The organism is Pseudomonas sp. TE3644, from assembly GCF_056278815.1.
Map to the genome: position 1 here is coordinate 2,908,966 of NZ_JBWBQF010000001.1, position 12,487 is coordinate 2,921,452.

Annotated in this window: 11 protein-coding genes; 10 read left to right on the forward strand and 1 reads right to left on the reverse strand. The window is 65.8% G+C overall.

Annotation, left to right across the window (positions count from 1 at the left end; translation table 11 throughout):
* The first annotated feature begins 44 nt into the window (after window positions 1-44).
* The 9 genes from ACZ9GA_RS12835 (at window position 45) to folD (ending at window position 10,956) form a co-directional block, all read left to right on the forward strand.
* Complete coding sequence (locus ACZ9GA_RS12835; RefSeq protein WP_457362330.1) at window positions 45-548, forward strand: dimethylamine monooxygenase subunit DmmA family protein; 504 nt, start codon at window positions 45-47, stop codon at window positions 546-548.
* Entirely contained in the window at window positions 545-1,486 is a 942-nt protein-coding gene (locus ACZ9GA_RS12840) for a PDR/VanB family oxidoreductase (protein WP_457362329.1), read from the forward strand. The genes ACZ9GA_RS12835 and ACZ9GA_RS12840 overlap by 4 nt, the downstream gene beginning before the upstream one ends.
* A gap of 12 nt (window positions 1,487-1,498) precedes the next feature.
* The gene (locus tag ACZ9GA_RS12845; protein WP_457362328.1) at window positions 1,499-2,515 is read left to right on the forward strand and encodes a heme-dependent oxidative N-demethylase family protein; all 1,017 of its coding nucleotides are present in this window, start codon (window positions 1,499-1,501) and stop codon (window positions 2,513-2,515) included.
* A 31-nt stretch (window positions 2,516-2,546) separates the two neighbouring features.
* Complete coding sequence (locus tag ACZ9GA_RS12850; protein WP_457362327.1) at window positions 2,547-3,677, forward strand: aminomethyl transferase family protein; 1,131 nt, start codon at window positions 2,547-2,549, stop codon at window positions 3,675-3,677.
* Between the two features lie 10 nt (window positions 3,678-3,687).
* Window positions 3,688-4,554 (forward strand): formyltetrahydrofolate deformylase, encoded by an 867-nt coding sequence (purU, locus tag ACZ9GA_RS12855; RefSeq protein ID WP_457362326.1) that lies wholly within the window; start codon window positions 3,688-3,690, stop codon window positions 4,552-4,554.
* Window positions 4,555-4,578: 24 nt separating this feature from the next.
* Complete coding sequence (locus ACZ9GA_RS12860) at window positions 4,579-5,946, forward strand: NAD(P)-binding domain-containing protein (protein ID WP_457362325.1); 1,368 nt, start codon at window positions 4,579-4,581, stop codon at window positions 5,944-5,946.
* A 4-nt stretch (window positions 5,947-5,950) separates the two neighbouring features.
* Window positions 5,951-8,290: a DUF1989 domain-containing protein gene (locus tag ACZ9GA_RS12865; protein ID WP_457362324.1), complete on the forward strand. Its 2,340-nt coding sequence runs from the start codon at window positions 5,951-5,953 to the stop codon at window positions 8,288-8,290.
* 61 nt (window positions 8,291-8,351) lie between these two features.
* Entirely contained in the window at window positions 8,352-10,031 is a 1,680-nt protein-coding gene (locus tag ACZ9GA_RS12870; RefSeq protein WP_457362323.1) for an APC family permease, read from the forward strand.
* A 58-nt stretch (window positions 10,032-10,089) separates the two neighbouring features.
* A complete protein-coding gene (folD, locus tag ACZ9GA_RS12875; protein WP_457362322.1) occupies window positions 10,090-10,956 on the forward strand; it encodes a bifunctional methylenetetrahydrofolate dehydrogenase/methenyltetrahydrofolate cyclohydrolase FolD in 867 nt (288 codons plus the stop codon).
* 93 nt (window positions 10,957-11,049) lie between these two features.
* Here the strand turns inward: folD and ACZ9GA_RS12880 are convergent, their stop codons facing one another.
* Complete coding sequence (locus ACZ9GA_RS12880) at window positions 11,050-11,625, reverse strand: TetR/AcrR family transcriptional regulator (protein WP_457362321.1); 576 nt, start codon at window positions 11,623-11,625, stop codon at window positions 11,050-11,052.
* A gap of 119 nt (window positions 11,626-11,744) precedes the next feature.
* Here ACZ9GA_RS12880 and ACZ9GA_RS12885 point away from each other — a divergent pair, with 119 nt between their 5' ends.
* Window positions 11,745-12,470: an SDR family oxidoreductase gene (locus ACZ9GA_RS12885; RefSeq protein ID WP_457362320.1), complete on the forward strand. Its 726-nt coding sequence runs from the start codon at window positions 11,745-11,747 to the stop codon at window positions 12,468-12,470.
* Window positions 12,471-12,487 lie beyond the last annotated feature (17 nt).

Sequence of the window (12,487 nt, forward strand, 5' to 3'; positions counted from 1 at the left end):
GGGAAATTATCTTCCCCAACAGGAAAAAGTTCCTTGGAGGCAGCATGACACCCGCACCCCACCATTACACCGGCAGCGTGCCACGCTACACGCCCTTGGTGCCCTGCACCGGGGCAGTGCAGCACCTCATCGTGGCGCAATGCAGCGGCGCAGCGGCTGAACTGGCCGCGCAACTGCCCAGCGCCTTGCTGCTTGAAGGCAGCGCGACGGGCGTCGAACCGCAACTGGCCGAGCACTTGCGCCACAGCCATGTTGGCAGCCACCTGTACCTGATCGGCGAAGAGGCCTTCATCTGGCACCTGCATGCCCTTGCCCGCAGCGCGGGCCTTGGCGCAGAGGAAATCAGCGCCTGGGCAGATCCCACAGGCCTGCGCCGGCTGTACTGCGTGCATTGCGCCACGCTGCAGGAGGCTGAGCCCACCGTCCAGCTGATCTGCCAGCACTGCAGCGTGCGCCTGGCCGTGCGCGAGCACTTTTCCCGGCGGCTAGGCGCCTACATGGCCGTGTGCGCAGACGCCGACCAACCGTTCGCCGAGGCTCGCACGTGAGCGCCTGGATGGCCGTACGGGTCAGCGCTGCCCGACTGCTGACGCCCCTGATCCGCGAGCTTACCCTGAGCCCCATCAGCGGCACCCTGCCGGCGTTCTCGGCGGGTAGCCATGTCCAAGTGCAACTGCAAGTTGGCTCGCATAGTGTGCGTAATGCCTACTCGCTGACCGGCGACCCTGCCGAGCAGCACCACTACCGCATTGCCGTGCGCCTGGAAGCGGATTCGCGCGGCGGCTCGCAGTACATCCATCAGCAACTTGCAGTGGGCGATGAACTGAACATCAGCGCCCCCGCCAACCTGTTCGCCCTGCATGCACCGGCGCGCCATCACCTGCTGATCGCTGGCGGTATCGGCATCACCCCGTTCATGGCCTACGTTGCCGCCCTCCAAGCACGCGACGCCTCTTTCGAGCTGCATTTCGCCTACCGCGGCGGGCTCAGCGATGCCTACCTGGCGCCGCTGCGACAAGCCCTGGGCCAACGCCTGCACGGCTACGACGCAAGCCTGGGCCAGCGCCTGGACCTGGCCCGGCTGCTGGCAAGCCAACCCCTGGGCAGTCACTTGTACACCTGCGGCCCGCAACGCCTGCTCGACGCGGTGCGCGAGCAGGCCCAGCGGCTGGGCTGGCCACGCGCCAGGGTGCACTGGGAAGCCTTCAGCAGCGCCGCGCCCGGCCAGCCGTTCGCCGTGTACCTGGCGCGCAGCAACCGCCACCTGCAGGTGGCTGGCGAGCAAAGCCTGCTCGAAGCCCTGGAGGCCGCCGGGCTGGACATTCCCAACCTGTGCCGCGGCGGCGTCTGCGGCCAATGCGTCACCCGCCACCTGGGCGGTGACGTGGAACACCGCGACCTGTACCTGGCCTGCGACGAGCAGGTGCATTCACTCATGCCCTGCGTCTCGCGCGGCTGCGGCAAGCCCCTGGTACTGGACCTTTAAGGACACCTGCACATGACCATGCACTTCAATGCCCCGCATCGTTACCACCCGCCGTTCAACTTCCGCAACAGCCGCCAGGCCATCGAGCGCTTCCCGTTCCCCTTCACCGAGGACAGTTACCTGTACTCGGTGAACATCGAGCCCGCCCAGGCCGGCCAGCCCGGCACCATCCACGAACACTGGTTCGACATCGACGAACACTACCAGGCAGAAATGGCCGAGCGCGCCCGAGTGCTGGCGGCCGACCCCACGCGCTGCCTAGTGATGCCGCACATGCAGGAGGCGGCCTGGGACACCCTGCAACTGCTGATGGAGCACCTGGCCGAGGACTACCCGCAGTGGTTCAACCTGAACCGCGACGGCAAACGCTGGCACTGGCGCAACCAGGCCCTGGGCATCGAACAGCACTTCACCTTCGGCGATGCCGGCAGTTTGCCTTGCCCGCCGCTGGAATACATCGGCCGCCAGGTGCAAGGCGACTTCGCCCTGCTCGACCAGCGCGACAACGACCTGTACATGGACGCCGGCCTCGTCACCTGCCCGGCCGACTGGTCGCTGGCCTTCGACGCCGGCATGAGTTTCAAGCAGTGGCACGCGCCAGTGCCGATGGCCCACCAGATGGGCATCTTCGACCGCGCGCTGAAGTACCTGCTGAACGTGCAGGTGGGCCACCCGGTGCGCCGGCTCAACTGGACCCTGACCATCAACCCGCGCCTGGACTCTTCCCCTGAAACCTACCACCAATGGGGTGCCGACCGCGGCACCGTGACCGCCGACAACGCCGGGCGCCTGGTGCACCTGCGCGTCGAACTGCAGCACATGTCCAGGCTTGCGCGCAGCCACGCCATGCTGTTCAGCATCCGCACCTACCTGATCAGCCTCGACGAACTGGCAACCCAGCCCGGCTGGGGCTGCCGCCTGCACAGGGTGCTGCGCGACCTGCCCGATGCAATCGCCGACTACAAGGGCATGACCCGCTACCGCCAGGCACTGGTGCAGTGGCTCAGCCAATTCGATCCCCTGGCCTGAACGCCTTCCCCCTCTCACAAGGACTTCTGACATGACCCATTCATGGCGCATTTCCGCCCTCGCCGACCGTCACCGTGCCCTGGGCTCGCAGCTGCAGGACTGGAACGGCATGGGCACCGCCTGGACCTACGACACGGCCCTGGCCGACCACCACGAAGCCATCCGCACCCGCGCAGGGCTGATGGACGTTTCGGGCCTGAAGAAGGTGCACTACGTGGGCCCCCACGCCGAAAGCCTGTTGCAGTGGGCCACCACCCGCGACATCGCCAAGCTGTACCCGGGCAAGTCGGTGTACGCCAGCATGCTCGACGAAGGCGGCAAGTTCGTCGACGACTGCATCGTCTACCGCATCGGGCCCAACGCCTTCATGGTGGTGCACGGCGCCGGGCTTGGCCACGAGATGCTGGTGCGCTCGGCCCAGGGCCGCCAGGTGGCGGTGCTGTTCGACGACGACCTGCATGACCTGTCGCTGCAGGGGCCGCTGGCCGTGGATTTCCTCGCCGAGTACGTGCCCGGCATTCGCCAGCTGCCGTATTTCCACCACCTGCAAACCAGGCTGTTCGAGCGCCCTGTGATGATCTCGCGCACCGGCTACACCGGCGAGCGCGGCTACGAGATCTTCTGCAAGGCCGCCGACGCACCGTTCCTGTGGGACAGCATCCTTGCACAGGGCGCCGGCATGGGCATCATCCCCTGCGCCTTCACCGCCCTGGACTGGTTGCGGGTGGAAAGTTCGCTGATGTTCTTCCCCTACGACAACTCGCAAATGTACCCCTTCGCCGACGACAAGGCCGGCGACACCCTGTGGGAGTTGGGCCTGGACTTCACCGTGTCGCCGGACAAGCGTGATTTTCGTGGCGCCGACGAGCACTTCCGCCTGCGCGGCCAGGAGCGCATCAAGATCGCCGGCGTGCTGCTGGACGGTGCCCGCGCCGCCGACGCCGGCGACACCCTGTGGGTGGGCGACCGCCAGGTGGGCACCATCACCTGCGGCATGTACTCACGCCTGACCCACCGTTCCATGGCCATTGCCCGTATCGCGCCCGCCTACGCCGAACCCGGCGTCGCCCTGCAGGTGCGCGGCAGTGTGGAGACCAGCGCCAGCACCCACGCACTGCCGTTCGACGACCCGCAGAAAAGCAAACGCACGGCGAAGAACTGAGGAGCCCGGCATGCACCCGAACCCTGAACACTACATTCTCAAGATCAGCTGCCCGGCCACTTCCGGCATCGTCGCCAGCGTCAGCACCTGGCTGGCCAGCCAGGGCTGCTACATCAGCGAACTGGCGCAGTTCGACGACGACCACACCGGCCAGTTCTTCATGCGCCTGGTGTTTCGCTTCAACCCCGGCGTCGATGGCCAGCTGGCGCCCCTGCGCCAGGGCCTGACCGACCTTGCCGGTGACTTCCAGCTGCAGTGGCAGCTGTTTTCCAGCAGCCAGCCCACCCGCGTGCTGCTGATGGTGAGCAAGTTCGACCATTGCCTCACCGACCTGCTGTACCGGCACCGCAAGGGCGAGATGGACATGCACATCACCGCCGTGGTCTCCAACCACCTGGACCTGCGGCCCATGGCCGAGCGCGAGGGCATCCGCTTCATCTACCTGCCGGTGACCAGGGACAACAAGGCCAGCCAGGAAGCCGAGCTGCTGCGCATCGTGCAGGAGACCGGCACCGAGCTTGTGGTGCTGGCGCGCTACATGCAGATCCTCAGCGATGAGCTGTGCCGTGAACTGAGCGGGCGGGCCATCAACATCCACCACTCGTTCCTACCCGGTTTCAAGGGTGCCAAACCGTACCACCAGGCGTACGAGCGCGGGGTGAAGCTGATTGGCGCCACCGCCCACTACGTGACTTCGGACCTGGACGAGGGCCCCATCATCGAGCAGGAGATCCAGCGCGTCGACCACACCTACCTGCCCGAGCACTTGGTGGCCGTGGGCCGCGACACCGAGACCGTAGCCCTTTCCAAGGCGCTGAAATACCACCTGGAGCACCGGGTGTTCATCAACCACGACAAGACCGTGATCTTTTCCTGACCCTGACCAGCGAGAGCCAAGACCATGACCCTACGTGTGGCAATCATCGGCGCCGGCCCCTGCGGCCTGGCGCAACTGCGCGCCTTCCAGTCCGCCCGCGACCAGGGCGCCGCCATCCCCGAACTGGTGTGCTTCGAGAAGCAGCGCGACTGGGGCGGCATGTGGAATTACACCTGGCGCACCGGCCTGGACGAACACGGCGAGCCGGTGCACGGCAGCATGTACCGCTACCTGTGGTCCAACGGCCCGAAAGAGTGCCTGGAGTTCGCCGACTACAGCTTCGAGGAGCACTTCGGCCGCGCCATCGGTTCGTACCCGCCGCGCGAGGTGCTGTGGGACTACATCAAGGGCCGCGTGGAAAAGGCCGGGGTGCGCGACTACATCCGCTTCAGCCACGTGGTGCGCCACGTGAGCTATGACGAGGCCAGCCAGCAATTCAGCGTCACCGTGCATGACCACGGCCAGGACCGCGTGTACAGCGAGGCCTTCGACTACGTGATCACCGCCTCCGGGCATTTCTCCACGCCCTCGGTGCCCCATTTCGAAGGCTTCGAGCGCTTCGGCGGGCGCATTCTTCACGCCCACGATTTTCGTGATGCGCTGGAGTTCAAGGGCAAGGACCTGCTGATCATCGGCAGCAGCTACTCGGCCGAGGACATCGGCTCGCAGTGCTACAAATACGGCGCGCGCAGCATCACCAGCTGCTACCGCAGCGCGCCCATGGGCTACGCCTGGCCGGACAACTGGGAAGAAAAGCCGCTGCTCAAGCGCGTGGAGGGCAACCGTGCCTGGTTCATCGATGGCAGCCACAAGCACATCGACGCAATCATTCTGTGCACCGGCTACAAGCACCATTTCCCGTTCCTGCCCGATGCGCTGTGCCTCAAGACCGACAACCGCCTGTGGCCGCGCAACCTCTACCAGGGCATTTTCTGGGAGGCCAACCCGCGCCTGCTGTACCTGGGCATGCAGGACCAGTGGTACTCGTTCAACATGTTCGATGCCCAGGCCTGGTATGCCCGCGACGTGATCCTGGGGCGCATCGCCCTGCCCGCGCCGGCCGCCATGCATGCCCACGGCGCCGCCTGGCACCAGCGCGAGCAGGCGCTGGAAACCGCCCAGCAGATGTTCGAGTTCCAGGGCGCCTACATCCAGCAGTTGGTGCAGGCCACCGATTACCCGGACTTCGACATTGCCGCGGTCAACCAGACGTTCCTGCACTGGAAGCACGACAAGGCCCGCGACATCATGGGCTACCGCGACAAATCCTACCGCTCGCTGATGACCGGCACCCAGTCGCCGCCCCATCACACGCCATGGCTGCTGGCGCTGGACGACTCCATGGCCGCCTACCTGGGCGAGCCGGCCGCGCCCATCAAGTCGGTGGGCTGAAACCATGAACGCACCGATCATCTCACGCCCCCGCGAGCCGGGGCTGTTCGCCCGGGCACCGAACCTGGAACGCTACCGGGTGGCGGCCGGCGGCCTGACGCTGGTGGCGTTGCAGGCCGGCGACACTTTGCAAATCATTGACCTTGAAGGCTTGCAGGCCTGCGAGTTGCTGGTGATCGATGGCCAGGGCCGCGATGCCCTGGCCCAGTGGGCCTTGGCCAGCGCCCCGGCCGGTGCCTTCATTCACCCGCGCCTGGCCGACGGCAGCCCTCAAGCCCGGCGCCTGCTGGCGGCCTTGCACAAACGCGGGATGGCCCCCGGGCAGCTGCCGGCCGCCGCGCAATTGTGGGCGGCGCAAACCCCGGCCGGGTTCAGCCGCCAGTTCATCGCCAGCGACGCGCTGCTGGTGCTGGTGGGCGCGCCGGCGCAGGCCACAAGCGTCGCGCAGCAACTGCGCGGCAGCGAACTGCGCCTGTGCATCGAGCGCGCGGCTCAGCCGCTGCTGTGGGTGCCGCCGCTGCCCGAGCCGCTGGGCGAGGTGCTGGACGAGTTCACCCTGCGCCCCGGCACCGCGCACAGCTACACCCTGCAAAAAGGCCAGTACCTGCAGGTGCTGGACGTGGCCGGCCGGCAGTGTTCGGACATGGTCGCCCTGGACCGTCGCGCCCTGGACCGCGGGCAGTTGCTGGACCTGGACCAGACCGTCACGCGCACCCTCAACGGCACCGCCTACCCTGCGCCGGGGCTGTTCTCGCGGTTCTTCGACCGGCACATGCAGCCCATGCTGCAGGTAGTACAGGACACCGTGGGCCGCCACGACGCCTTCGCCCTGGCGTGCGCCGCGCGCTATTACGAAAGCCAGGGCTATTTCGGGCACGACAACTGCAGCGACAACCTCAGCGCGGTACTGCGGCCGTTCGGCGTGGAAGCGCAGCCGTGGCCGGCGATCAATTTTTTCTACAACACCCACATCGACGCCCACCAGCAGCTGACACTGGACGAGCCGTGGTCGCGGCCCGGCGACTTCGTGCTGCTGCGCGCCATGACCGACCTGGTGTGCGCCAGCACCTCGTGCCCCGATGACATCGACCCGGCCAATGGCTGGAACCCCACGGACATTCATGTTCGCGTCTACAGCGACAAGGAGCGCTTCTCTATCGCCATGGCCAGCCGACCCACTGCCGACGCCGACCCCGTGATGACCCGCGAATCGGCCTTCCACCCGCGCACCAGCGCCCTCACCCGCCAGTTCAGCGACTACCGCAGCTGGTGGCAGCCGCTGCGCTACGACGGCTTCGGCGCCATCGACGAGTACTACGGCTGCCGCGAGCGGGTGGCGGTCATGGACCTTACCGCGCTGCGCAAATTCGAGATCATCGGCCCCGACGCCGAAGCCCTGCTGCAGTACTGCCTGCCCCGCGACGTGCGGCGCCTGGCCATCGGCCAGGTGGTGTATTCGGCGCTGTGCCACGAACACGGCGGCATGCTCGACGACGGCACCCTGCTGCGCCTGGGCCAGGACAATTTCCGCTGGATAGGCGGCGACGACTACGCCGGCACCTGGCTGCGCGAGCAGGCCCAGCGCCTGGGCATGAAGGTGTGGGTGAAAAGCGCCAGCGAGACCATCCATAACCTCTCGGTGCAAGGCCCGCGCAGCCGTGAGCTGCTGCGCCAGATGGTCTGGACCCCAGGCACCCAGCCCGCCCTGAAAGACCTGGGCTGGTTCCGCTTCCTGGTCGGGCGCCTGGATGACCATGATGGCTGTCCATTGATGGTCTCGCGCACCGGCTACACCGGCGAGCTGGGCTATGAACTGTGGTGCCAGCCCGAGCACGCGCTGCAGGTGTGGGACCGCCTCTGGCAACTTGGCGCGCCATTGGGGCTGGTACCCCTAGGCCTGGAGGCGCTGGACATGCTGCGCATCGAGGCCGGGCTGATTTTCGCCGGCTTTGAATTCTGCGACCAGACCGACCCGTTCGAGGCCGGCATCGGCTTCAGCGTGCCGCTGAACAGCAAGACCGACGATTTCATCGGCCGCGACGCCCTGCTGCGCCGCAGCGCCCACCCTACACACAAGCTGGTCGGGCTGCTGATTGATGGCAACGAGAGCGCCCACCATGGCGACCCGGTGTTCCACGGTCGCGCCCAGGTGGGGGTGGTCACCAGCGCCTGCCGCTCCCCGCTGCTGGGCCGCTGCATTGCCCTGTGCCGGGTGGACGTGGGCTATACCGCGCCGGGCCAGGCGCTGCAGGTGGGCAAGCTGGACGGTTTGCAGAAGCGCCTGGATGCGCAGGTCACTGCACCGGTCTTCTACGACCCGGAGAAACAGCGGGTACGCGCCTGACTCACTTTTCCCGGCACCCTTTGCTAACTGCCCTCACTCAACCACTTACGGGATCATCACCATGGAAGCGACAACGTTCCAAGACGTGCCGCAAGCCGACCAGACGGTCGGCAGCCTGCAGCGCAAGATTGATTGGCGAGGAGCCTTCTGGGTGGCCAGCGGCGTACCGGCGCTGGTGCTATTTTCCATCGGCGCCATTGCCGCCACCGTGGGCAAGCCGGCCTGGATCGTGTGGATCGTGTCCATCCTGTTTGGCTTTATCCAGGCTTTCACCTACGCTGAGATCGCCGGGCTGTTCCCCCACAAGTCCGGTGGCGCCTCGGTGTACGGTGCGGTGGCCTGGGTGCGCTACAGCAAGCTGATCGCACCGGTGTCGGTGTGGTGCAACTGGCTGGCCTGGAGCCCGGTGCTGTCCATCGGCTCGGGCCTGGCGGCGGGGTATATCCTCACCGCCCTGTTCGCCCCCGACGCCGCCATCAATACCTGGCAACTGACGCTGGTGAACCTTGACTGGGTCAAGACTGGCTTATCGTTGCGGATCAACGCCACCTTCCTGATCGGTGCGGTGGTTCTGCTGGCGGTGTTCGCCGTGCAGCACGGCGGCATCCTGCGCTCGGCGCGCCTGACCCTGGTGCTGGGCCTCACGTCGCTGATCCCGTTGCTACTGGTGGGCGTGGTGCCGCTGGTCACCGGCGACGCCACCCAGGCCAACTTCCTGCCGCTGTTCCCGCTGGCCCATGACGCAGCCGGCAACGTGGTGGATGGCGCCTGGGACCTGTCGGGCTGGTCGCTGATGGCCGGCGGGCTGTTCATGGCCGCTTGGTCCACCTACGGTTTCGAGACGGCGGTATGCTACACCCGTGAGTTCAAGGACCCCAAGCGCGACACCTTCAAGGCGATATTCTACGCCGGCCTGCTGTGCATACTGGTGTTCACCCTGGTGCCCATGGCATTCCAGGGCAGTCTTGGCCTGGGCCAGTTGGTGACGCCGGCAGTGCTGGACGCCAGCGGCGCGGTGGTGACCCCGGCTGTGTACAGCGGCCTGCTTTCGCCAGCCATCTACAGCGGCATGGGCGTGGGCCAGGCCATGGCCGACAGCCTGGGCGGCGGCAAGCTGGTGGCCAACGTGGTGCTGATCATGCTGGTGCTGGCGACGCTTCTGGCGATCATGACCTCCATGTCCGGCTCCTCGCGTACTCTCTACCAAGCCTCGGTGGACGGCTGGCTGCCGCGCTACCTGGGGCATACCAATGAACATGGCGCGCCCACCGCGGCCATGTGGACGGACCTGGGCTTCAACCTGCTGTTGTTGCTGATGTCCGATTACGTGTTCGTGCTAGCGGCTTCCAACGTCAGCTACATCATCTTCAACTTCCTCAACCTCAACGCCGGCTGGATTCACCGCCTCGACCGCCCCACCTGGTCGCGCCCCTACAAGGCCCCGGCGCTTTTGCTGGGCATGGGCGCGCTGCTGAGCTTCGTCAACCTGGCGTGCATGGGCCTGGGCGCCGACATCTGGGGCAGCGGCACCTTGTTCACCGGCGTGCTGCTGGCGCTGCTGATCGTGCCGGTGTTCCTGTTCCGCCATTACGTGCAGGACAAGGGCCGGTTCCCGGCAGCCATGCTCAGCGACCTGCACCTGCAGGCCGACGACAGCGTGCGCCGCGCCGGGGTTCTGCCCTACGTGACGCTGATCGCCGGGGTACTGGTGGTTTACGCCTGCCACCGTTTGGTGGCATAACCTCACACGCTTCGGGGAGCCTGGCTCCCCCTTTTTTCCTCCTGCCAAGGAACACCCCATGAACAGTTCCCTGAAAATGGCCCGGGACATCGACGGCAAGGCCATGGCCGCCATCGTCCTCGACGAAGTCGCCGCCCAGGTGCGCGAACTGGCCGCGCAAGGTATTCAACCGGCCCTGGCCGTGGTGCTGGTGGGCGACGACCCGGCCAGCCACGTGTACGTGCGCAACAAGATCCTGCGCGCCGGCGAGGTGGGCATCCGCTCGGTGGAGCGCCGCCTGCCGGCCGAATGCAGCGAGGCGCAGCTGCTGGCGGTAATCGCCGAACTCAACGCCGACCCCACCGTGCACGGCATCCTGGTGCAACTGCCGGTGCCGGCGCACATCAACGAACAAGCGGTGATCCACGCCATCGACCCGCGCAAGGACGTCGACGGTTTTCACCGCGAGAACGTCGGCGGCCTGGTGCAAGGCCATGAAGTGCTGACACCCTGCACCCCCAGCGGCTGCATGCGCCTGCTGGAGCAGACCTGCGGCGACCTCAGCGGCAAGCACGCGGTGGTCATCGGCCGCTCCAACATCGTCGGCAAGCCCATGGCCACCCTGTTGCTGCAGGCGCACTGCTCGGTGAGCATCGTCCACTCGCGCAGCGTTGACGCCCCTGCCCTGTGCCGCCTGGCCGACATCGTGGTAGCCGCCGTGGGCAAGCCGCGCATGATCGACGCCAGTTGGTTGAAACCGGGCGCGGTGGTCATCGACGTCGGCATCAACCGCATCGACACCCCGCAGGGGCCGCGCCTGGTGGGCGATGTCGACTACGACAGCGCGCGCCTGGTGGCCAGCGCCATCACCCCGGTGCCGGGTGGCGTGGGGCCGATGACCATTGCCTACCTGCTGAAAAACACGGTGGAGGCTGCCAGACGATGAACCAGCCGGGGCATGGGGATTACGCCAGCTACATCGGAGGTGGCCTTGCCTGCTTTCCCGGAATTGATACGCGACCTGGCCGCCGGGCTGAGCTTAGCGAGCCGAGAATAGCCCCCTTAACGCAAGCCGCATGAGATCGCCTGCCGATACCGCACCAGTCAACGTCAGCGCAGGGGCATAGGCAATTTCGTGCAGCAGAGCCCCTACCACGGCACTGTCCTGCGCCATGGCTGGAAAACGCCCCAGCAAGTAGTCACCCAGGGTTGTCCAGTAACCTAGCAGCATCGCCGCCTGTCGCTCACGGGCTTGCGTACCCGGCCGTGACAGCTGCGCGTGCTCAAGGATAGTCAAAGACCAGTTACCATCGCTGGAGCGCTGATCCGCCCACTGTGCCAGCAACTCGGTAATCGCGTGAATGTCCGGGGCATTATCCAGGTCGCGTATTAGCGTTTCCAGACTCTGGGACCCTTCGATCGCCAGTACCCCAAGGAAAATCGACTCCTTGTCCGGGAAGTTCGAATAGACCGCGCCTTTGCTGTAACCCGCCGCATCGGCGATTCTCTCGACGGAAGTCGCGGCATAACCATCGCGTTTGAACAGCTCACGTGCAGCCTCCAGCAATTGTCTGCGGGTTTGCACCTGGCGCTCGCCGCGGCTCAGCCTCGTCATGGAGTGTACTCATACTTAAGTAGGTGGTAGGCCATCAGGATACCGGATAGTATTCAGATACTCATAGTATTTGAATTTATCCCACTCCATGCGGTAGTGAAGAACTCGGGAGATTGACCATGTCGCTTGACGGTAAAACGATTCTGATTATTGGCGGTAGTTCGGGCATTGGCTTCGCGACTGCGCAGCGGGCCGCTAAGGCGGGGGCCCGATTGATCATTGCAGGGCGTGATCCGCAACGTCTGGAAAATGCCGTTGCCGCGCTACGCGAAGCGGGTGCAGAGGTCACGGGCAGCGAACTGAATGCCGCAGACGCCAACGTGTGGGCCCGCTTCTGCGACACCCTGGAGCCCGTCCACCATGTCATTTCGATGGTTGGGGGCGCAATGGGCGGCGGGTTCATGGTGAATGACGACGCAGTGCTTCGCGAGGCTATCGACGGGAAGTTCTTCAATGCACTGCACATCTGCAAATCGGTTGCTGCCAAGGTTATCGACGGTGGCAGCATCACCTTGACCGCAGGTGCGGGTGGCCGCCCCCATAGCGCGTCGGGGGCCTTTATCGGCAATGCGGCCATCAGCTTGCTCGTTCAAGGCCTTGCGGTAGAACTGGCACCGCGCCTGCGAGTCAATGCCATCGCCCCAACCTGGATGGACACGCCCCTGTGGCGCAACGTACCGCGAGCGGATATCGAACGTACCAAGGCGCATTTTGCAGGCATCATCCCCTTGGGCCGCACCGCAGAGCCAGGGGATATCGCCGATGCCTATGTGTTTGCCATGAACAACCGCTTCCTGACCGGTCAAACGCTTGTGCTGGATGGGGGCTTGGGCCTGGTAGCCTGAGCGCTGCATCAAAGTGG

Coding starts and splice junctions, on each gene's coding strand:
- ACZ9GA_RS12870 (WP_457362323.1), top strand. CDS start 8,352: ATGGAAGCGACAACGTTCCAAGACGTGCCGCAAGCCGACCAGACGGTC.
- ACZ9GA_RS12835 (WP_457362330.1), top strand. CDS start 45: ATGACACCCGCACCCCACCATTACACCGGCAGCGTGCCACGCTACACG.
- ACZ9GA_RS12880 (WP_457362321.1), bottom strand. CDS start 11,625: ATGACGAGGCTGAGCCGCGGCGAGCGCCAGGTGCAAACCCGCAGACAA.
- purU (WP_457362326.1), top strand. CDS start 3,688: ATGCACCCGAACCCTGAACACTACATTCTCAAGATCAGCTGCCCGGCC.
- ACZ9GA_RS12860 (WP_457362325.1), top strand. CDS start 4,579: ATGACCCTACGTGTGGCAATCATCGGCGCCGGCCCCTGCGGCCTGGCG.
- ACZ9GA_RS12845 (WP_457362328.1), top strand. CDS start 1,499: ATGACCATGCACTTCAATGCCCCGCATCGTTACCACCCGCCGTTCAAC.
- folD (WP_457362322.1), top strand. CDS start 10,090: ATGAACAGTTCCCTGAAAATGGCCCGGGACATCGACGGCAAGGCCATG.
- ACZ9GA_RS12865 (WP_457362324.1), top strand. CDS start 5,951: ATGAACGCACCGATCATCTCACGCCCCCGCGAGCCGGGGCTGTTCGCC.
- ACZ9GA_RS12885 (WP_457362320.1), top strand. CDS start 11,745: ATGTCGCTTGACGGTAAAACGATTCTGATTATTGGCGGTAGTTCGGGC.
- ACZ9GA_RS12850 (WP_457362327.1), top strand. CDS start 2,547: ATGACCCATTCATGGCGCATTTCCGCCCTCGCCGACCGTCACCGTGCC.